Below are 21,358 nucleotides of genomic sequence, written 5' to 3' on the forward strand. Positions count from 1 at the left end.
GGATTATGGATATTAAATTACATACACCTCTTACAGAAGATAAAATATCAAATTTAAAAGCTGGAGATAACATATTATTAAGTGGAGTTATATATTCAGCAAGAGATGCTGCTCATAAACGTCTAATTGAATTATTAGATAAAGGAAAAGAATTGCCTCTAAATATAAAAGATGAAACAATATATTATGTTGGACCATCACCAGCAAAGCCTGGTCAAGTAATTGGTTCAGCAGGTCCGACTACTAGTTATAGAATGGATGCCTATGCACCTAGATTAATGGATCTTGGATTAAAAGGAATGATTGGAAAAGGTGCAAGAAATGAAGAGGTTATAGATTCTATAAAGAAAAATAAAGCAGTATATTTTGGAGCTATTGGTGGAGCTGCAGCTTTAATTGGGAAGAGTATAATTAAGTCTGAAATAATTGCCTATGAAGATTTAGGTGCGGAGGCAATTAGAAGAATGGAAGTAAAGGATATGCCTTTAGTTGTAATTATAGATCCACAAGGTAATAACCTTTATGATATAGGACAAAAAAGTTATTTAGAATCAGTAAAGTAAAAATAATCAACAAAAACAACAAAAAAATAATCTATTGTGGATAAAAACAATAGATTATTTTTTTATTGTGGATTAATTTTAAATTTAGTGAATTAAATTTATAAATATATTATATATTTATAAAACCCTTGCCTCGTACTTCTGATATATCAATTATAGTTATAAATGCCATTGGATCTATTTGATGAACAATATTTTTTAATAAAATCATTTGACGTGACGTAACAATACAGTAAAGCATCTTTTTTCTATCATGAGTATATTCGCCTTCAGCAACAAGTGAAGTAACACCACGATGTAAATCTTTTATTACGTATTCTATAACTTCTTCTTCTTTTTCAGTTAATATAAGAAGTAGTTTTTTACTGCTAAATCCTTTTAGCATCCTATCTAGTACTGTACTTTGAATAAATAATGAAATTAAAGTGTATAAAGCTTGGGGAATTCCAAATATAATAGCACCTAATATAATGATTATTATATTGAGAGAAAATCCTAATGCACCTATATTAAAATTAGAAAATTTTTTTCTAATAAGCATTGTTATTATATCTGTTCCGCCAGTAGAACCATTTCTAAGAAATACTAATCCATATCCAATACCACATAATACACCACCATAAATACAAAAAATAAGTAGATCATTTTCTAATGGTATTAAATTAGTTAATGGTTTAGTAAGCATAAGTGATATTGAAAGAGATAACATTCCTAGTGTAGTATATATAGTAAATGATTTATCTAATTTTTTATAACTTATTATTAATAAAGGAATATTCAAAAGAAATACGACTATTCCGGCAGGAAGTCCTATTGTATACTCTAAAATTAATGCTAATCCTGTAGCTCCACCACTTAATAATTTTGCATGTGATAGAAATAGGTTAACTCCGAGTGAAGCTATTGTGCAACCTAGAAAAATGAAGATAACATCAATTAATGTAGCTTTATATTTGTAGTACGTATTCATTTTAAATGCTCCTTTACTATCTATATGTATAGTCAATATATTAATACACTTTTATAAGACAAAAATCAAGAAATAATATAAAAGGATAAATAATGTTGAAATAATAATTTTAATAAGGGATAATATTTCTATATTAAAATAGAAAAAATAAAAAACATTATTAATTATTTGTTTAAAATAAATGGATAAAAATATAAAAATAATAATTCTAATGTTAAAACAAAATACTGTAACAGATATATAATAATCTTTATTGTATATTGATAGTATTTGTATAATTTATTTATATAATAACTATAAATTAGAATCGAATTAAATTAATAAGGAGATTAATTATGAGAGTTAAATTACCTGTCAGTGATAAAATGAAAAAAGTATTATTAATAACCCTATTAATAATAGCAATTGGAATATTGATATATGAAGGAATAATGAATAGAAAATTTAAAGATAGAGAGGAAATAAATAATAGTTCAAATACTATGATTATAAATAGCAATAATTCCGATTATATTGAAGAAAATAATGAAAATAGAAAAGAGCCTAATGATATGGATGGCATATATACTATATCAGAAGAGGAAAATAATATATATAATGAGGCATATAGATTATTTTTTTCTAATGAATATGAAAATGCAATAAATAAAGCTAATGAGCTTGTAAATAATTACCCTAATAATTATATGGGATATAACATAAGAGGAATAGCAAAAGCATATAATGGTGATTATGAAGAGGGAATGAATGATATAGATAAGGCTCTATCTATAAAAGATGATTATGGTTATGCAATTTTTAATAAAGCACTCACCTATGAACTATATGGAAATATGGATGAAGCATTAAAGTGGTATAATAAAGATTTAGAAATAGAAGATTATGTATGGAGTTATTATGGCATTGCATCTATATATGGAAGACGAGGTGATATTAATAATACAATGAAATATCTGAATAAAGCTATAGAAATTGATCCGGCAGCTAAAGAAGTTGCACAAAATGAGCATGATTTTGAACCAGTAAGATCATCTGAAGAATTTCAAAAAGTAGTATATAATTAAAGTAGTATTATTGTTTAGAAAATTATTTGGGAGGATCTAAAGTATGTTTAATGTTTTAGTAGTTGACGATGAAAAAGAAATAAGAGATGCAATTGAGATATATTTACGAGGCGAAAATTTGAATGTATTTAAAGCTGGAGATGGTATAGAAGCGCTAGAAATATTAGAAGAGGAAAAAATTCATTTAATTATACTAGATATAATGATGCCGAGATTGGATGGAATAAGAACTTGCCTTAAAATAAGAGAAAAGCAAAATTTACCTATAATCATGTTATCTGCAAAGGGAGAAGATTCGGATAAAATTTTAGGGCTAAATGTAGGTGCTGATGATTATATGACAAAGCCATTCAATCACTTAGAATTAGTTGCAAGAGTTAAATCACAATTAAGAAGATATGAAAAACCGTTGAATAGTGGAGAAAGTGAAGATGTTATAAAAGTTAAAGATTTAGTTATAGATACCATAGCTAAAAAAATAACATTAAGGGGAGAAGAAGTAAAAGTTACTGCAACAGAGTATAAGATATTACACTTATTAGCGTCTAATTTAGGAAAAGTATTTTCAATTAAAGAAATATATGAGATGGTATGGGAAGAACCTTTTTATAAAAGTGAAAATACAGTTACAGTACATATCAGAAGAATACGAGAAAAAATAGAATTAAATACAAAGGAGCCAGAGTATATTAAGGTGGTGTGGGGTATTGGATATAAGATTGAAAAAGAAAATTAAAGAGTATTTTTCTAGCATATATCTTTTTGATGTAATAGTAGTTTCCACAATAACATTATTTTTAATATCAGAAATAGGGGATTACGTTAAAAATAATAGAATAGACTATCAGATAGGAAACAAGTTAGGCGAAAATTTAATAGTGGGATTAATGATTCTAGTTATTTACATAGTATATATTATTAAGCTCTTTATAATAATTAAAAGGAATCCAAAGTCGCCACAAATAAAATCTAAGTTAATAAATAACATAGTATATGTCATGAAAAATGGATTTAATTATGATGATACTAGAAAAACTTTGATTATATCTATGACTGTATTAACAATTCTTTTAATTACGTATTTATACTTTCTTGCAACCGGTGGATATGAAAATAATATATTTGTTCGCTTTTTTAAGACTTATCCATTTAAAGGAACTATACTTATAATTGTATTGCTATTCCTGGCGACAATTTATATTATAAAAAAGACATTAGATGTAATTATAGTTAATGATGCTCTTAAAAAGGTGAATGAGGGGAATTGGGAAGAGGATATAAAATTAGAAGGTTCTCCTGCAATTGAAGAATTAGCTCATAATATAAACCTAATAAAGAAAATATATGATGATATTTTATATGAAGGGGTAAAAAATGAGAAATTAAAAACAGAACTTATATCAAATGTTTCACATGATTTAAAAACACCATTAACATCAATAATCAATTATGTTAATATATTAAAAAATCCAGATATAACAGAGGAAGAAAGAACGGAGTATTTATTAATTTTAGAAAAAAAATCATTAAAATTAAAATCGTTAATAGAAGATCTATTTGAGATGTCTAAAATTAATAGTGGAAAGATTAAATTAAATAAAGAATTAATAGATTTACTATCATTAATCCATCAAGAAGTAGGAGAATATAGTACACTATATGAAGAAAAAAACATATCTTTTAAAGTTACATCAGAAGAAGAATTTATATACATGGAGTTAGATGGAAAATTGATGTCTCGTGCATTGGAGAACGTGATTGTGAATGCATTGAAATATTCTATGGATAATACCAGAGTATATATAAAAGCTGAAAAGAAAGAAAACAATGTAAAAATTTCTGTTAAAAATATTGCGAATTATGAGATGGATTTTAATGAGAGTGAGATTTTTGAAAGGTTTGCTAGAGGTGATAAGTCTAGAAATTCAAAAGTTGAAGGATCAGGATTAGGACTTGCAATAACCAAAAGTATAATTGAGTTACATGGTGGAGAAGTTAATATAAAGAGAGAAGGAGATATGTTTAAACTATATATATCATTACCTGTTAATTAAGAAAACATACTAATAAATAAAATTTATTATTTAAGCAGTTAATTCGTAGAAAAGAAGAGATTAGCTGCTTTTTCTTAGCTTAATTTAGAAATTTTAAAGTTTTACAAATATTAAACAAATAATTATAATATACGATATATTGTATGAAATAATCTAAAACATGCACAAGATATAGTGGAGGTAGAAATGTTTGATATAAAAGAGTTGTGTAAAGATGCTGTTGACGGAATTAAAGATAATGAGGGAATATATACAGAAGATAAATTAATAAAAGCACTAAAACATATTGTTAGAGAAAACATGGATTATAGTGAAACAAGAAGATCATTAATACAAGTTTCTCTAGAGCTAACTAATGATATGGAACCTAATTGGCAATACGTAGCGTCTAAATTATATACATATGAATTGTATGAGAAGGTTAAAAAGTTAAGGGGAATAGAAAGCATAAATGATCTATATAAAAATTATTATGAGTTTATAGAAGAATTGACTAATAGGAATTTATACGGGAAATATATATTAGATAATTATTCAAAGGAAGATATTTTAGAGTTAGAAAAAGAAATAAAGCCAGAGAGAGATTTTATATTTAATTACAGTGGAATAGATTTAATCACAAAGAGATATCTAGTTCAAGATTTTAACAGAGATGTCATAGAACTTCCACAACAAATGTTTATGGGAATAGCAATGCATTTAGCAATTCCAGAAAAGAAAGAAAATAGAGTATATTGGGCAAAAAGATTTTATGATGTTTTAAGTTCATTAAAAGCTACTATGGCAACACCAACTATGTCTAACGCTAGAAAGCCATTTTATCAATTAAGTTCATGTTTTATTGATAGTGTTGAAGATAGTTTAGAAGGAATATATAAATCACTTGACAATTTTGCGGAGGTTTCAAAATTCGGTGGCGGAATGGGAATATATATTGGAAAAGTTAGAGCATTGGGATCTTCTATAAGAGGTTTTAAAGGTGCTTCTGGAGGAGTTATTCCTTGGGTAAAGCTATTTAATGATACAGCAGTTGCTGTAGATCAATTGGGTGTAAGAAATGGTTCAGTAGCAATATGGCTTGATGCATGGCATAAAGATATTCCGGAATTTTTACAAATAAGAACTAATAATGGAGACGATAGAAAGAAGGCACATGATGTATTTCCCGGGATATGTTATCCAGATTTGTTTTGGAAACTTGCAGAAAATGATATTGATGCAGACTGGTATATGATGTGTCCTCACGAGATAAAATTAGTTAAGGGATATTCTCTAGAAGATTTTTATGGAGAAGAATGGGAAGAAAAATATTATGATTGCGTAAATGATGAAAGAATTGACAAAAGAGTTATGTCAGTTAAGGATATAGTTAGATTAATAATAAAAAGTGCAGCTGAAACTGGAGCCCCTTTTGCATTCTTTAGAGATACAGCAAATGATATGAATCCAAATAAACATGCAGGAATGATATATTCTTCTAATTTGTGTACAGAAATAATGCAAAATATGAGTCCTATGAAAATTGAGGGCAATAAAATTGTAGAGTCGGAAGAAGGATATTCTGTAATTAATAAAATAATTCCAGGTGATTTCGTAGTATGTAATCTTTCATCAGTAGTACTTGGAAATATAGATGTTTGCAACGATGAAGAAGTGGAATATGTTGTTGAAACTCAAATAAGAGCAATGGATAATGTTATAGATTTAAATTATTATTCAGTTCCATTTGCAGAGATAACTAATAAAAAATATAGAGCAATAGGACTTGGAACAAGCGGATATCATCATATGCTTGCTAATAATAAAATTCATTGGACGGAAGAAAAACATAAGAATTTTGCAGATGAAGTTTATGAAAAAATAAATTATTATGCTATAAAATCAAGTATGAAAATTTCTAAAGAAAAAGGAGCATATGAATTATTTAAAGGTTCAGATTGGGAGAATGGAGCTTATTTTGAATTAAGACATTATAATGATGAAAAGTGGATTAAGTTAAAAGAAGAAGTAAATAAGAATGGGCTTAGAAATGGATATTTAATAGCTATAGCACCTAATGGATCAACTGCGACTATAGCAGGAACGTCTGAAGGTATTGATCCAATAATGTCTAGATTTTATTTGGAAGAGAAAAAAGGAAGCATAATTCCTAAAACAGCACCAAGCCTTTGTGATGATAATTACTGGTATTATAATTCTGCATATAATATAGAGCAAAAATGGTCAGTACAAATAAATGGGATACGTCAAAGACATATTGATCAGGGGCAATCTTTTAACCTTTATATAACAAGTGATTATACAATGCGACAAATAATGAATTTATATATAGAGGCATGTAAATGTAAAGTTAAATCTATATATTATGTAAGATCAAAATCCTTAGAAGTGTCAGAATGTGAGAGCTGTTCAGCTTAGAAATATGTATTCTTAGGAGTATAAGAATACAAGAATAAGTATTCTAAAGATATACATTTAAATTGATAAATATAAATGTTTAATTAATGATAGGAGTAATATTTTATGAAAATTGAAAAAAAACCCCTTTTTAACGAATTTGGGGATAGGGAAATAAGTAAGAAGAGAATTATAAATGGAAATACTACTAATTTAAATGATTTTAATAATATGAAATATACTTGGGTGTCAGATTGGTATAGGCAAGGAATGAATAACTTTTGGATACCTGAAGAAGTTAATCTTTCTCAAGATTTAAAAGATTATAAGAAATTATCTGAGGAAGAAAGAACTGCTTATGATAAGATATTATCATTTTTAATCTTTTTAGATTCGATTCAAACTGCTAATTTAGGAAATATTAATAACTATATAACTGCTAGTGAAGTAAATCTATGCTTAACAATACAAAGTTTCCAAGAAGCAGTACATTCTCAAAGTTATAGCTATATGCTTGATAGCATTTGTTCTCCAGAAAAGAGAAATGAAATACTATATCAATGGAAAGATGATGAGATTCTTTTAAATAGAAATAAATTTATTGGAGATTTATATAATCAATTTATAGATAATCCAACAGAAACAAACCTATTAAAGGCGCTAATGGCTAATTATATATTGGAGGGAATCTATTTCTATTCAGGATTTATGTTCTTTTATAATTTAGAAAGAAATGGGAAAATGCCTGGATCTGCACAGGAGATTAGATATATTAACAGAGATGAAAATACACATCTTTGGTTATTTAGAAATATAATAAAAGAATTACAAAATGAAAATCCAGAACTATTCACAAATGAAATAAAGAGTGAATTAAGAGAGATGATGGAATATGGAGTAAGCCAAGAAATTCTTTGGGGACATTATGTTATTGGAGATAATATACAAGGAATAAATAAAAAGTTAATTGAAGACTACATAAAATACCTGGGTAACAAAAGACTTAGAGAGATAAATTTAGAGCCTCTATATTCAACTGAGTATGATAAAAATCCAGCCTCATGGGTGGATAGTTTATCTAATGCCAATTCAGTTAAGACTGATTTCTTTGAAGCAAGATCTACGGCTTATGCCAAAGCTGCGACATTAGTTGATGATTTATAGAAAAAATACAAAATGTATTATATTTAACTTATATGCTCAAATTTTAAAAAATAAGTTAAATATAATACATTGAATTAATAAAAAATGTATAATTTAATAGTTTATTACATAAAAAAAATTATAACAAACTGTTAAAATTCACAAAAAGTATGTTATAATTGTAGTTGTTTATACTAAAATAGTAATTGCAGACACCATATAGAGTACTAAATTAATTAATTTGAGAAGAAAATATACATTCAAGGAGGAGTTCCATATTATGAAAAAAGGTATTGCTGCTTCTAAAGGATATGCAATAGGAAAAGTATTTTTGCACGTAGATGAAGAAATAGTTGTAACTGATGCAAAAATTACTGATGTTGATGCAGAAAAGGCAAAAATGCAAAAAGCATTAGATGATTCAAAATCACAATTAGAGGCTATAAAGGTTAAAGCTGCAACTGAAATGGGAGCAGAAAAAGCAGAAGTATTCGAAGCTCACATCACATTATTAGATGATCCAGAATTTACTGGTGCTATGATGAGTGAAATCGAAAACAACAATTTAAATGGTTTAAAAGCTATTGAAAATGTTACAAATACATTCGTTGCTATATTTGAGTCAATGGATAATGAATATATGAGAGAAAGAGCGGCTGATATAAAAGACGTTTCAAAAAGAATTTTATCAAATTTTGCAGGAAAAGGTGGAGATTCTTTAGCTATAACAGAAGAAAATACTGTAGTAGTAGCACATGATTTAACACCATCAGATACAGCTGGATTAGATAGAAGTAAGGTTGTAGGTTTTATCACAAATATAGGTGGAAGAACTTCACATGCAGCAATTATGGCTAGAACTTTAGAAATACCAGCAGTTCTTGGCTTAGGAGATATAACAGACAGTGTTAAAAATGGAGATTCTGTTATAGTTGATGGATTAACTGGTGATGTAATCATAAATCCTTCAGATGATGTTTTAGCTGAATATAAGGCTAAGAAAGAAAAATTTAGACAAGAACAAGAAGAATTAAAGAAATTAATAGATGTAAAAACTACTACTAAATCAGGTAGAAGAATAGAAGTTTGCGGAAACATTGGTAAACCAGAAGATGTTCTTGGAGTTATAGCAAACGGTGGTGATGGTGTAGGTTTATTCAGAACTGAATTTTTATATATGGATAGAGATAGTGCACCAACTGAAGAAGAACAATTTGAAAGCTATAAATTTGTTCTTGAAAAAATGGGAGGTAAGCAAGTTGTTATCAGAACTTTAGATATAGGTGGAGATAAGACTCTTCCATACTTACCATTACCAGAAGAAATGAATCCGTTCTTAGGATATAGAGCAATAAGACTTTGTTTAGATAGAAAAGACATATTTAAAGTTCAATTAAGAGCATTACTTAGAGCTTCTGTATTTGGTAAGCTTGCAGTTATGTTCCCAATGATTTCAGGATTACAAGAATTCGAACAAGCGAAAGAAGTTGTTGAAGAATGTAAAGCAGAATTAAAAGCGGAAGGAAAAGCATATTCAGAAGATATTCAATGGGGTATCATGGTTGAGATTCCAGCTGCAGCAGTTTATGCTGATGAATTAGCTAAACATGTTGATTTCTTCTCAATCGGAACAAATGACTTAATCCAATATACATTAGCTGCTGATAGAATGAGCGAAAAAGTTTCATATCTTTACAATCCAATGCACCCAGCTGTATTAAGATTAATAAAGATGACAATTGATGGAGCTCATAAGCACGGTAAATGGGTTGGAATGTGTGGAGAAATGGCAGGAGATGAAGCTGCTATCCCTACATTAGTTGAATATGGATTAGATGAGTTCTCAATGAGTGCTACTTCAATCTTAAATGCTAAAAAAATAATGTTAGAACAAGAATAATATATATTCTTTTAATAGCCGTCTCAAGTATTTTGGGGCGGCTTTTATTGTAAATATTAGTATTAAATTATATACTATATATAGCACAGATTTTACTTATAAATAAGGGGATTGTTTATGGAAAAAAAATCGAGAAAATTATATGAGAAAGCTATGAGTTTATATGAACAAGGTAAGATTGATAATGCATTAGATATCTGTGAATTAGCGCTTTCAGAAGAATTAAATAACTCTTCAATTTTGAATTTTAAAGGAATGCTCTTGTATCAAAAAGGAAGATTAAATGAAGCTATAACAGTATGGAAATTGAATAAGGAATTAAACAACGATACTATTGCATCAAATTATATAAAGGATGCTCAAAGTGATTTTGAGAGATTGGATTTATACGAAAGATCAGAAGAAGCGTTGAAAAAATTGAATATTGAACTAGCGTTAGAATTGCTTTCAAGATGTGCATTAAGCGATTTTAATTCTATAAAAGTAAATACTGGACTGGCTATTTGCTATCAAAAAAAGGGAGATTATAGCAAGGCTTATGATTATATAGAGAAAGCATTAAAGATAGATTGTAATGATAAAGAGGCTATTACAATTCAAAAAGAATTGATTGATTTTGGAGGATATAAACTAAAAAAGAAATCTTCAAAAAAAATTATATTATCAACTATTTTATTTATTACAATAATTATTATATGCAGTTTTATTACTCTATTCATGAGAAATAATTATGAAAATTTATTTAATAATAAAAGCAGTAATAATTTAATTACAAGTAATGATAAAGAAAAAAATTTAAATAAAGAAAATAGTGATTCTAGGAAACAAGATAAAAAAGATGAAATGGATAATAAGAAGGCTGAAACTGATGAAGATAATAACAATGATAATGAGAATACAGGTACAGTTTTTGATGCTGAAAAGATAAAAGGACTAATATCAAATAAAAATATTGATGCTCTTGTAGATGAAGTAAGAGGAATAAATAAAGAAAATATCGGAAGTGAGAATATATATTTATATAGACAGGCTGTTAATTTAATAAATTCAGAAGGTGTAGTAAACTATTATAATATGGGATTAGAATATTATAATCAAAAGGATTATGAGAATGCAGAGATAGAATTCGATAAAGCATACGATTTTTGTGAAAATAATGATTATAAAGAGCACATTTTATTTTATAGAGCAAGTAACTTATCTATGCTTATGAAAAATGAGTTGGCTATAAAGCAATATGAAGAATATTATAAAGAGTATCCAATTGGAGCATATACAGAAGGTGCTTTATATGAATTGGCTATGTTAACTAATTCTGTAGATAAAGAAAAAAGTAAAGCATATGCAAATGAATTAATTATTAAGTTTCCAGGATCAATATATATAAATGATTATATAGTTAATATTTTAAATAGTTAATAAAAACTGAATTGAATTGCTTTTTAAGGATAATCTAATGATATGTGATTTTATATATCATTAGATTATCTTTTATTTTAAATTTAAAGGAGAGAAGTATATATGATAACTATTATTAAAGGGTGTGAGGTATATTCACCTAGATATATCGGGGTAAAAGATGTCCTAGTAGTAGGAGAAAAAATAGAAGGGATTTATGATTCACTAAATATACAAAATGTAGAATTAGATATAGAAATAATTGATGGACACGGAAAATTATTATTTCCAGGTTTTATAGATTCACATGTGCACATACTTGGAGGCGGTGGAGAAGGTGGATATGAGACAAGAACACCAGAAATTGGACTATCAACAATAACAGAATCAGGAATAACTACTTTGGTTGGATGTATTGGAACAGATAACGTATGTAGAAGTTCTAAATCTTTAATTGCTAAAGCAAAATCTTTAAAAAACCTTGGATTATCAGTGTATTGCTACACCGGATCATATGAAATTCCAGTAAAAACATTAACAGGATCTATAAAGGGAGATTTATTGCTAATAGAAGAGTTTATAGGTGTTGGAGAAATAGCTATATCGGACAATAGAAGTTCACAGGCTACATATGAAGAATTTTTAAGGACTATAGCAGAAAGTAGAGTAGGAGGAATTTTATCTGGTAAATGTGGAATAGTTAATATTCATTTAGGAGATGGAGCGAGAAGATTAAAGTACTTGTTTGATTTAATAGAGGGCACTGAGATACCTGCATCACAATTATTACCTACCCATATAAATAGAAATAGTGATTTACTTCAAGATGGAATAAGATACACTAAAGAAGGTGGATTTATAGATTTGACTACTAGCTGTGATCCAGATAATTTACAAGAAGGAGAATTTAGGGCAGGAAAAGCATTAAAATTTTTAATTGATAATAATGTACCTATAGAAAATATAACTTTTTCATCTGATGGAAATGGAAGCCTACCCAGCTTTGATAAAGATGGTAATTTAATAAGTTATGGAATATGTTCTGTTAAATCTTTATATGATGAAGTATGTTCAGCAATCAAAGATTTTGATGTTTCAATAGAGTTAGCCTTAAAAGTTATCACATCTAATGTAGCAGAAAGATTATGCTTGAAAGATAAAGGGATTATTCAAAATGGAAAAGATGCAGATTTAGTAATGGTTAATAAGGAATCACTAGAGATTGAAACTGTAATTGCTAAAGGTAAAATAATGGTTCAAAATAGAAAAGCTATAGTTAAAGGGTACTTTGAATAGAAAGTTTTTAATTTTCATTTTTGAATAAAAATTAAGATAGACTATCCTAAATTCATATTAAGGGATAGTCTATTTTTTATATAATTATATTCTATTCGATTTTGAAAAATGTGTGATGACCAATTATTGTCTCATTAACTTTATTGCTTTGTTTCATCCAATTGCATGTAGCAATAGCAGGATTGTAAAAGAATAAAGCTTTATTTGTTGGATCACTACCATTTATTGCTTCATATACAGCTCTATAACAGTCCTCATTAGGAGTGCTTATAATCTGGTTGTTTCTAACGCATGAAAAAGCATTTTTTTGAAAAATCACTCCTTGAATACTATTTGGAAATTTTGGATTAGCGACACGATTTAGAACAACAGATGCAACTGCTATTTTACCCGTATATGGCTCGCCAATACTTTCTGCTGCAACAAGCTTTGCCATTAATTCTATGTCATCTTGTGTTATATATAATTGTTGTGTTGCATAGCTAAAAACACTAACATCAGTATAATTATTTTTATTAGTTAATACTGATTTATTTGAATAATTATCAGATTTAATTAAATTTGTACTAAAACCTGAGTTTTGGCTTTTAGCATAAGCTGTATTGATATTAATAACACAAAGACAGATTATTAATGTAGCAAAAAAAATACTATATATTTTTTTCATAAAACCCTCCTTCGCTTATCACGACAAATAATATTATTGCCAGAAGGAGTAATTATATACATTAATGTTTTTTATAAATTTTTATATTATTTTTTAAAGTACCATAGCATGATAAAAACGTATTATATTTATCAAAGGAATCTTTATAATTATTATTAATAACTGTATTTAATTTATTGTCATCTAATTTTGAATTCTCTATATCGTACTTTATACTACTTTCTATGCTATTTAAATAAATTTCATAAGAATTTAGCATTTCAATTAGTGATTCATAACATTCTTGAGTGCCAGTAGGAAGAATAATAGAATATGACTTTTCTCTGATTTCTAGATATTTAGAACGCTTTGTGTTTATATCACTTATTAATATCAATAGGCTTCTTTTGGTATCTTTAATATTATTTATAATAGGATTTAAATCTTCTTTCAAATAAGAAAAATCAGATAATATTGAATTGATTTCGATTAAGAAATCTTGTTTCTGAGAATAAACAATATCTTTTTCGCGAGTGCTTTTAAATGAATCATTAACATATTGATTTAGTTTTATAAAAAATATATTAGCTTCTTTAGGAAAAGATATATTTAACCTACTATTTTTAAAGCTATCTGTATTTATTAATATATTTTGTTCTGATTTAAGTAAATTATTATAAAGAGATGAGAAATTGTCTGGATTTTGCATATTTAATATAGATAATGAAGATTCGTAAAGCTTGATATTAGATTCTATATAAGATGATAATTGATTTTTTAAGTTAATATTCTTATCTTTCACATTAATATTTTCTAATGAGTTATTAAGCTTTTGTAGCTTAATTAGATTTTCTTTTAAAATGTCTATAGATTCATTAGAATTAAAATCATTATTATTTATGGTACTACCTAAGTCTTTATTTACATTACAAATCTCTTGAGAAACAATAGATAATTTATGTAAATCATTATTTTTGAAGGATAAAGTTAATACTATAATAGAAATAAATAACATGCTCAAAGTAATTATAGAAAATTTAATATCTCTGGATTTGAATTTAATCATATAATATCCTCCTTTAGTACAATAAAGATTTGTATACTTAATAATAAATATATTATATTAATTTAAATTTATTATAAAAATAATTAAAAAGTAAGAAAATAGTAATTCTATTTTAAGTGTATTAAATAAAAAATTGTTATATAATTTAAGTGTAAAGAAAAGAGGTGAACAAAGTGCAAGAAATTATAAGTATGGTTAGTAAAAGTTTATCTAATATGTCAATTTGGTCAGTAGTGGATATTTTAGTGGTATCATATATTTTTTATAAAGGTTATACTTTGATTAAAGAAACAAGAGCTGAACAATTATTAAAAGGCATAGTTTTAATAGGATTTCTTATACCAATTAGTTATATACTTAAGTTAGATATGTTGTATTTTATATTAAATAAAACACTAACTATAGGAGTATTATCAATAGTTATAATTTTTCAACCTGAAATTAGGAGAGCATTAGAGCATTTAGGAAGAACTGCTTTTGATGATATTTCTCATGTAAATGATAAAAAGTTAGTAGATACAACAATTAATGAAATTGTAACTGCAGTACAAAATTTATCTGAAAGCAGAACAGGTGCATTATTGGTATTAGAGCAAAGTACAGGTCTTAATGAGGTAATAGGAGCAGGCACTTTGATTGATGCAAATATAACCTCAAATCTTTTAGAAAATATTTTTGTGGTAAATACACCACTACATGATGGAGCAACTATTATTAGAAATAATAGAATACTAGCATCAGGCTGTGTTCTGCCACTTACAAATAATGTAAATATAAATAAAAAGCTAGGAACTAGGCACAGAGCTGCGATCGGTTTGTCAGAAGTATCAGATGCATTAATTATTATTGTTTCAGAAGAAACAGGAACTATTTCATTGGCTATTAATGGTAAATTGACACGAGGATATGATAAAGAAAAATTAAAAATGGTATTGTCTAAAATAATAGAAAAGAGAAGTGATAAAACTGTAAAAACAGCTAGAGAGAAGGTGAGTTCGTGGATAAAGGTAAAAACCAAACACTAATTGTTAAACTTGTATGTATACTTCTGTCTTTTGGATTATGGTTATACATCTCTAATGTTGAAAATCCAGTTAGAACTTATGAAATTAAAAAAGTACCAGTAGAACTAGTTAATACAGATATTTTAAAAAATTCAGATTTTTCTGTGGTTAATGATCAGCAATTTACAGTCGATTTAAAACTAGAGGGGCCTTCTAGTGAAATGTCTAAAGTAAAAAAAGATGATTTTAAGATAGTAGCTGATATGGAAACATATGCACTCAGAGAAGGAGAAAATACTATTCCGGTTCAAATAATAACATATCCGGAAAATGTAACAATTAAAAATAATGGATTCTTAGGAATTAAAGTTATGTTAGAGAAATATATAAGTAAGAACTTTGATATTATTTCAGAGGTTAAATTATCATATAAAGATCATATTTATGAAAATAGCAAATCCATAAATCCACGAACTGTTTCGGTTTCAGGGGGAAAAAGTCAGGTGGAAAAAATATCTAAGGCTGTTTTATTAGGAGAAGAAAAAGATATACAATCAAATTTCAGTAAAACATATGAAATTAAATTTTTAGACGAAGCAGGACATGAAGTAACTGGATTAGAACCAAGTAATACAAATGCCCAATTAATAGTAACGGTTAAAAATGGGAAATCTGTTCCAATAAACATAAGGACAACAGGAACATTACCAGAAGGATATGTATTGGAAAAAAGTGAATTGAGTAAAGCGACTGTTAATATAAGTGGAGATGATGATGTATTAAATTCTATTGATAAAATAGATACTGAATATATAGATATATCAAACTTGACATCTACCAATACACTTACACTGAAATTAAATGTTCCTGATGGAATTACGTTAAAGGATGCTAGTGATACGGTTGATGTAAAATTTACTGTAGTAAAAGAAGATCCAGTATCCAAGGAAGTAGTTGGAAATGTTAATTATATAAATGTACCTGAAGGATTTATATTAGAAAATTCTACTGAAGGTGTAAAAGTTAATTTACATGGGCTAAAAGATCAATTAGATAAAGTTAATGCAGAAAATATACAGGTGACTGTGAATCTAGCTGATATTACAGAAGAGGGTACATTCACATATACTCCAGAAGTAAAAACAAATAATGATAGTGTTACTGTAATAAGTGTTGAAAATGCAGAAGTTACACTAAAAAAGAAAGTATAGGATTATATACCATAAAAAAATAATTAAAATAACCACAGTATTTATATACTGTGGTTATTTTATGATATAATTTTTCTAATATAATTATTATATAATTTTAGAAAGGAATAAGATTCATATGGCTATAAGAATAAATAATTTAAACTTAAATATAGATGAAGATTTTAATGATTTAGAAAGAAAAGTCTGTAAAAAACTAAAAATATCAAAAGATAATATTAAGAATATTGAGCTGATAAAAGAAAGTTTAGATGCAAGAAAAAAGAATGATATTAAATTTAAATATTGTGTAGATGTTTTTTGCAATAATGAAAAAAAGATATTATCAAAGCTTCATGACAAAGATATAAAAATAGATGAAAGAAAGGAATTAGAGAAATTAATTCCAGGAAATAAACAACTTAATCATAGACCTATAGTCGTTGGGTTTGGACCATCAGGAATCTTTGCTGCTTTAGTTTTAGCAAGAGAAGGATATAAACCTATTGTATTAGAGAGAGGTGAAGATGTAGATAATAGAACTAAGACAGTAGATGAGTTTTGGGAGACTGGAAAACTTAATTTAGAATCTAATGTTCAGTTTGGAGAAGGCGGAGCTGGAACATTTTCAGATGGAAAGTTAACTACTAGAATAAAAGATCCTAGGTGCTCATTTGTATTAGATGAGTTTATAAAAGCTGGAGCACCAAAAGAAATAAAATATGAAAGTAAGGCCCATGTAGGAACAGACTTATTAAAAGGTGTTGTAAAAAATATAAGAGAAGAAATTAAGTCATTAGGCGGTGAGGTTAGATTTAACTCAAGATTAGAAAAAATTCAAATAATTGATGGAAAATTAGATAGTGTTGTTGTTAATGGCGAAAATATACCTTGTGAAGCTTTAGTTCTTGCAATAGGTCATAGTTCAAGAGATACGTATGAAATGTTACATAAAGAAGGCATAGAAATGGAAGCTAAGCCTTTTGCTGTAGGGGTCAGAATTGAACATCCACAAAAAATGATAAATATTAGTCAATATGGTGATTTTTATGATAATCCTCGTTTAGGGGCAGCAGACTATAGACTAACTTATCAGAGTGAGAAATTAAAGAGGGCTGTATATTCATTCTGTATGTGTCCAGGTGGAGTTGTAGTTGCAGCAGCATCAGAAGATGGAAGATTAGTATCAAATGGAATGAGTTATCATGCGAGAGATTTAGAAAATGCGAATTCAGCATTAGTAGTAACAGTATCCCCAGACGATTTTGAAGGAAATTCACCTTTAAGAGGAATGGAATTTCAAAGATACTATGAAAGTTTAGCATTCAAATTAGGTGGTGGAGAATATAAAGCTCCAATACAATTATTGGGAGATTTTATTAAGGATAGACCGTCAACTAAATTAGGAGAAGTAACACCTAGCTATACTAGAGGATATGAATTTAAGGAATTAAAACAATGCTTACCAGAATATGTTGTAGAAGCAATAAAAGAAGCAGTAGTAGACTTTGATAAAAAAATCAAAGGATATGGTAGGGAAGATGCAGTTTTAACAGGGATTGAAACAAGGACATCAGCTCCAGTTAGAATTAATAGAAATGAATATTTTGAAAGTATTAATGTAGAAGGAGTATATCCTTCAGGGGAAGGCGCTGGATTTGCAGGTGGAATAATATCGGCAGCTGTTGATGGTATGAAATCGGCTGAATATATAATTAAAAAATTTAATATTTCTAAATTATCTTAGAAAATAAATAAAGCATGTACTAAAAATATATGCTTTATTTATTTTCTAAGATAATTTTATTTCTAGTAAGAACTTTTTTGAAATCTATATTGTTTAGGAGAAAGATTAGTTTGTTTTTTAAACATTTGGCTAAAGTATGATGAATTTGAAAAACCAACAATTGAGCCTATATCTTTAATCGAATAATTAGTAGTCTCAAGTAGACTTTTAGCTTCATTAATTCTTTTCTCAATTAAATAAGAAATAGGAGACATTCCTATTTGTTTTGTAAATGTATGTATTAAACTAAATTTATTCATGTATGAGAGAGTTGATAAAGTTTCTAAAGTTATATTTTCTGAATAATGTGCATCTAAATAATTCTTTATTTTAGCACATTCTAAGTTCAAGTTCTTTTTTTCATTTTGAAGAATTGACACTGAGGGAGTTGTTCTTAATATATTCAATATAAATAGAGAAAGCATACTTTTACAAGCAACTTCATATTTGTAATTTTTAAGTTTGATTTCATCAATTATTAGATTTAACTGATTAAGTATGTTAGAACTATTTTCTTTAAAATTTATTATATGATAAGTTTTAATGTCAGATTGTGAAAACTTTGTATTATTTAAATTAAAAAAGTTGATAGAAAAATTACCAATTCCTAAAACGATATATTCAAGAGGGGAATCATTTAAATTTGATTTTTCTGTATGAAGACAATTTGGATTTATTATTATTAAATCATTTTCCTTAACATTAACAATACTATCTTCTAATTGAAAAGCACCATTTCCTTCTGTAATAAAAAATATTTCCATGAAAGGATGAATATGAGCTGTGCTATGCCAATCGTTTTCAAACTTTGACTTAGTTATATAGAGTAATTCGAAATTAAAATCAGAGAAATTTTTATCATCAATTAAATATCGTATATTTCCCATAATACACCTCTTACTTTATAGATTCAAGGACTATTGCGTTGTGCTACTTATTGGTTTTTATACAATTATTATACTATATAGATAAATAAAGTAAAATGATATTATAGCAATATAACTAAAGAATATAACAACAATCTTGTTGTGCAAATGATTACAAAGTAATATCATAAACATATAAAGAATGGAGGGAAAAACGTGAAGAATAAAGGAAACAAGACTTTTATTGGATTATCTTTAGCGCCAGCAGTAATACTGTTTATTATATTTATGATTATACCAACAATAAATGTATTTTGGATGTCTATGTTCAAATGGGGCGGACTTGTAAATAATAAAAAATTTGTTGGATTAGATAATTTTAAGATGTTGTTGAAAGATAGCAATTTCTTGAAGTCATTTCAAAATACAATTTTTTTACTAGTGATAGTAACAATAGTTACTATGATTCTGGCTATAATATCTGCGGCAATCTTAGTACGAGAAGATACAAAATTTAAAAACTTTTTCAGAATAATCTTTTATTTCCCTAATATTTTATCTGTAGTTGTAATTTCAGCAATCTTTTCAGCAATACTTGATCCTAATCAAGGAATAGTAAATTCAACATTAAATTTTTTAAATCTAAATTCATTAACTCGAATGTGGCTAGGTGATCAGAAAGTTGTAATATGGTGTATTGCATTTGCTATGATATGGCAAGCTATTGGATACTATATGGTTATGTACATGTCGAGTATAAGTGGAATTTCTATAAGTTTATATGAATCAGCAAGCTTAGATGGTGCAACTGCAGTACAGCAATTTTTTAAGATAACGTTACCATTGGTTTGGAATACAATAAGAACTACTTTAACTTTTTTTGTAATAAGTACAATAAATTTGAGCTTTCTATTTGTAAAGGTAATGACCTCTGGCGGTCCGGATGGATCTTCAGAAGTATTTTTAAGCTATATGTACAAGCAGGCTTATAGTAATTCTTCTTATGGGTATGGTATGACAATTGGTGTTGTAGTGTTTATATTCTCATTTGTCTTATCATTAGTTATTAATAAGATAACACAAAGAGATATAATAGAGTTTTAAGAGGTGAATTTTATGAATGATAATAAATTACAAAAGAAATTAGTAAAGTTCTTTATGTATTTTTGTTTATGGGCTTTTGCATTAAGCATAATAATTCCACTTGGATGGGCGTTTTTGGCATCATTAAAGCATAAAACAGAATTTTATGGAAGCCCATGGTCATTACCAAAAGGGATTTATTTGGAAAATTTTAGAAGGGCATTTGTAGAAGCAAACATGGGAGAGTACTTTTTGAATTCTGTATTTATAACAGCTTTAGCTTTAATTATATTACTTTTAGTCTCTATACCAGCAGCTTATGTGTTAGCTAGATTTGAATTTAAAAGTAAGAAAATAATAAGTGCTTTATTTACAGCAGGATTATTTGTAAATGTAAATTATATAGTAGTCCCAATATTTTTATTAATACTTGATGGTGAAAAGTTTATCAAAAATATTTTTGCATTACCGTCGAGTATGACAGTGTTTTTGGATAGCAGAATAGTAGTAAGTATAGTTTATGCAGCAACAGCAATACCATTTACTGTATATCTATTGATAAATTATTTTAGAACATTATCTAAATCATATGAAGAAGCTGCTTATATTGATGGATGTAGTAAGTTAAAAACATTAATTCATGTAATCATACCAATGGCTAAACCAAGCATAATTACAGTTATATTATTTAATTTCTTAGCCTTTTGGAATGAATATATAATAGCATTAACACTTTTACCAAATAAATCAAAAACGTTGCCATTAGGACTCATAAACTTAATGCAAGTACAAAAAACAGCAACTGATTATGGTGCTATGTATGCTGGACTTGTTATAGTTATGATTCCAACAATAATTTTATATATTTTAGTTCAAAAGAAATTAACAGAAGGAATGACAGTTGGCGGGGTCAAAGAATAAGGAGGAAAAAA

Annotated in this window: 18 protein-coding genes; 14 read left to right on the top strand and 4 right to left on the bottom strand. The window is 27.3% G+C overall.

Annotated features, from left to right (window positions below; genetic code table 11):
* The first annotated feature begins 5 nt into the window (after positions 1-5).
* Positions 6-563, top strand: a complete 558-nt coding sequence (locus CNEONATNEC86_RS01255) for a Fe-S-containing hydro-lyase (protein ID WP_058293559.1) — start codon at positions 6-8, stop codon at positions 561-563.
* A 109-nt stretch (positions 564-672) separates the two neighbouring features.
* Here the strand turns inward: CNEONATNEC86_RS01255 and CNEONATNEC86_RS01260 are convergent, their stop codons facing one another.
* A complete protein-coding gene (locus tag CNEONATNEC86_RS01260; protein WP_058293558.1) occupies positions 673-1,533 on the bottom strand; it encodes a YitT family protein in 861 nt (286 codons plus the stop codon).
* 332 nt (positions 1,534-1,865) lie between these two features.
* Here CNEONATNEC86_RS01260 and CNEONATNEC86_RS01265 point away from each other — a divergent pair, with 332 nt between their 5' ends.
* The 8 genes from CNEONATNEC86_RS01265 to iadA all read left to right on the top strand — a co-directional run bounded on the left by CNEONATNEC86_RS01265 (position 1,866) and on the right by iadA (position 12,785).
* On the top strand, positions 1,866-2,597 hold the full coding sequence (locus CNEONATNEC86_RS01265) for a tetratricopeptide repeat protein (protein ID WP_159136050.1): 732 nt from the start codon (positions 1,866-1,868) through the stop codon (positions 2,595-2,597).
* Between the two features lie 43 nt (positions 2,598-2,640).
* Complete coding sequence (locus tag CNEONATNEC86_RS01270; RefSeq protein ID WP_159135412.1) at positions 2,641-3,333, top strand: response regulator transcription factor; 693 nt, start codon at positions 2,641-2,643, stop codon at positions 3,331-3,333.
* Positions 3,305-4,651 (top strand): sensor histidine kinase, encoded by a 1,347-nt coding sequence (locus CNEONATNEC86_RS01275; protein ID WP_125149608.1) that lies wholly within the window; start codon positions 3,305-3,307, stop codon positions 4,649-4,651. The genes CNEONATNEC86_RS01270 and CNEONATNEC86_RS01275 overlap by 29 nt, the downstream gene beginning before the upstream one ends.
* A gap of 186 nt (positions 4,652-4,837) precedes the next feature.
* Positions 4,838-7,069, top strand: a complete 2,232-nt coding sequence (locus tag CNEONATNEC86_RS01280; protein WP_159135413.1) for a ribonucleoside-diphosphate reductase subunit alpha — start codon at positions 4,838-4,840, stop codon at positions 7,067-7,069.
* Between the two features lie 105 nt (positions 7,070-7,174).
* Positions 7,175-8,212, top strand: a complete 1,038-nt coding sequence (locus CNEONATNEC86_RS01285) for a ribonucleotide-diphosphate reductase subunit beta (protein WP_058293553.1) — start codon at positions 7,175-7,177, stop codon at positions 8,210-8,212.
* A 259-nt stretch (positions 8,213-8,471) separates the two neighbouring features.
* Positions 8,472-10,091 carry a phosphoenolpyruvate--protein phosphotransferase gene (gene ptsP / locus CNEONATNEC86_RS01290; protein WP_125149610.1) on the top strand — a complete coding sequence of 540 codons (1,620 nt, stop codon included), beginning with the start codon at positions 8,472-8,474 and terminating at the stop codon, positions 10,089-10,091.
* A 117-nt stretch (positions 10,092-10,208) separates the two neighbouring features.
* Entirely contained in the window at positions 10,209-11,510 is a 1,302-nt protein-coding gene (locus CNEONATNEC86_RS01295) for a tetratricopeptide repeat protein (RefSeq protein WP_159115461.1), read from the top strand.
* A 102-nt stretch (positions 11,511-11,612) separates the two neighbouring features.
* Positions 11,613-12,785, top strand: coding sequence for a beta-aspartyl-peptidase (iadA, locus tag CNEONATNEC86_RS01300; RefSeq protein WP_125149612.1), 1,173 nt, complete (start codon positions 11,613-11,615; stop codon positions 12,783-12,785).
* Between the two features lie 91 nt (positions 12,786-12,876).
* Here iadA and CNEONATNEC86_RS01305 read toward each other — a convergent pair whose 3' ends face one another.
* Entirely contained in the window at positions 12,877-13,452 is a 576-nt protein-coding gene (locus CNEONATNEC86_RS01305) for a cell wall hydrolase (protein ID WP_058293549.1), read from the bottom strand.
* Between the two features lie 61 nt (positions 13,453-13,513).
* Complete coding sequence (locus tag CNEONATNEC86_RS01310; protein WP_125149613.1) at positions 13,514-14,497, bottom strand: hypothetical protein; 984 nt, start codon at positions 14,495-14,497, stop codon at positions 13,514-13,516.
* Positions 14,498-14,670: 173 nt separating this feature from the next.
* On the opposite strand from CNEONATNEC86_RS01310, the gene cdaA reads away from it, so the two are divergent.
* The 3 genes from cdaA (at position 14,671) to CNEONATNEC86_RS01325 (ending at position 18,438) form a co-directional block, all read left to right on the top strand.
* Positions 14,671-15,522 carry a diadenylate cyclase CdaA gene (gene cdaA / locus CNEONATNEC86_RS01315; protein WP_058293532.1) on the top strand — a complete coding sequence of 284 codons (852 nt, stop codon included), beginning with the start codon at positions 14,671-14,673 and terminating at the stop codon, positions 15,520-15,522.
* Complete coding sequence (locus CNEONATNEC86_RS01320; RefSeq protein ID WP_058293531.1) at positions 15,495-16,712, top strand: CdaR family protein; 1,218 nt, start codon at positions 15,495-15,497, stop codon at positions 16,710-16,712. The genes cdaA and CNEONATNEC86_RS01320 overlap by 28 nt, the downstream gene beginning before the upstream one ends.
* Positions 16,713-16,830: 118 nt before the next feature.
* Positions 16,831-18,438 (top strand): NAD(P)/FAD-dependent oxidoreductase, encoded by a 1,608-nt coding sequence (locus tag CNEONATNEC86_RS01325; protein WP_058293530.1) that lies wholly within the window; start codon positions 16,831-16,833, stop codon positions 18,436-18,438.
* Positions 18,439-18,500: 62 nt separating this feature from the next.
* Here the strand turns inward: CNEONATNEC86_RS01325 and CNEONATNEC86_RS01330 are convergent, their stop codons facing one another.
* Complete coding sequence (locus CNEONATNEC86_RS01330; protein ID WP_058293529.1) at positions 18,501-19,364, bottom strand: AraC family transcriptional regulator; 864 nt, start codon at positions 19,362-19,364, stop codon at positions 18,501-18,503.
* A 195-nt stretch (positions 19,365-19,559) separates the two neighbouring features.
* Between CNEONATNEC86_RS01330 and CNEONATNEC86_RS01335 the strand changes: the two genes are divergently transcribed.
* Entirely contained in the window at positions 19,560-20,447 is an 888-nt protein-coding gene (locus tag CNEONATNEC86_RS01335) for a carbohydrate ABC transporter permease (RefSeq protein ID WP_058293528.1), read from the top strand.
* 12 nt (positions 20,448-20,459) lie between these two features.
* Positions 20,460-21,347 (top strand): carbohydrate ABC transporter permease, encoded by an 888-nt coding sequence (locus CNEONATNEC86_RS01340; protein ID WP_058293527.1) that lies wholly within the window; start codon positions 20,460-20,462, stop codon positions 21,345-21,347.
* The last annotated feature ends 11 nt before the right edge of the window (positions 21,348-21,358 follow it).

The organism is Clostridium neonatale (genome assembly GCF_900465025.1).
GTDB lineage: Bacteria > Bacillota > Clostridia > Clostridiales > Clostridiaceae > Clostridium > Clostridium neonatale.

What these genes read in the sequence shown, in the direction of transcription:
- CNEONATNEC86_RS01310 (WP_125149613.1), bottom strand. Translation starts at nt 14,497, where the DNA reads ATGATTAAATTCAAATCCAGAGATATTAAATTTTCTATAATTACTTTG.
- CNEONATNEC86_RS01330 (WP_058293529.1), bottom strand. Translation starts at nt 19,364, where the DNA reads ATGGGAAATATACGATATTTAATTGATGATAAAAATTTCTCTGATTTT.
- CNEONATNEC86_RS01295 (WP_159115461.1), top strand. Translation starts at nt 10,209, where the DNA reads ATGGAAAAAAAATCGAGAAAATTATATGAGAAAGCTATGAGTTTATAT.
- CNEONATNEC86_RS01270 (WP_159135412.1), top strand. Translation starts at nt 2,641, where the DNA reads ATGTTTAATGTTTTAGTAGTTGACGATGAAAAAGAAATAAGAGATGCA.
- CNEONATNEC86_RS01280 (WP_159135413.1), top strand. Translation starts at nt 4,838, where the DNA reads ATGTTTGATATAAAAGAGTTGTGTAAAGATGCTGTTGACGGAATTAAA.
- CNEONATNEC86_RS01255 (WP_058293559.1), top strand. Translation starts at nt 6, where the DNA reads ATGGATATTAAATTACATACACCTCTTACAGAAGATAAAATATCAAAT.
- CNEONATNEC86_RS01305 (WP_058293549.1), bottom strand. Translation starts at nt 13,452, where the DNA reads ATGAAAAAAATATATAGTATTTTTTTTGCTACATTAATAATCTGTCTT.
- CNEONATNEC86_RS01260 (WP_058293558.1), bottom strand. Translation starts at nt 1,533, where the DNA reads ATGAATACGTACTACAAATATAAAGCTACATTAATTGATGTTATCTTC.
- CNEONATNEC86_RS01285 (WP_058293553.1), top strand. Translation starts at nt 7,175, where the DNA reads ATGAAAATTGAAAAAAAACCCCTTTTTAACGAATTTGGGGATAGGGAA.
- CNEONATNEC86_RS01340 (WP_058293527.1), top strand. Translation starts at nt 20,460, where the DNA reads ATGAATGATAATAAATTACAAAAGAAATTAGTAAAGTTCTTTATGTAT.
- ptsP (WP_125149610.1), top strand. Translation starts at nt 8,472, where the DNA reads ATGAAAAAAGGTATTGCTGCTTCTAAAGGATATGCAATAGGAAAAGTA.
- CNEONATNEC86_RS01325 (WP_058293530.1), top strand. Translation starts at nt 16,831, where the DNA reads ATGGCTATAAGAATAAATAATTTAAACTTAAATATAGATGAAGATTTT.
- iadA (WP_125149612.1), top strand. Translation starts at nt 11,613, where the DNA reads ATGATAACTATTATTAAAGGGTGTGAGGTATATTCACCTAGATATATC.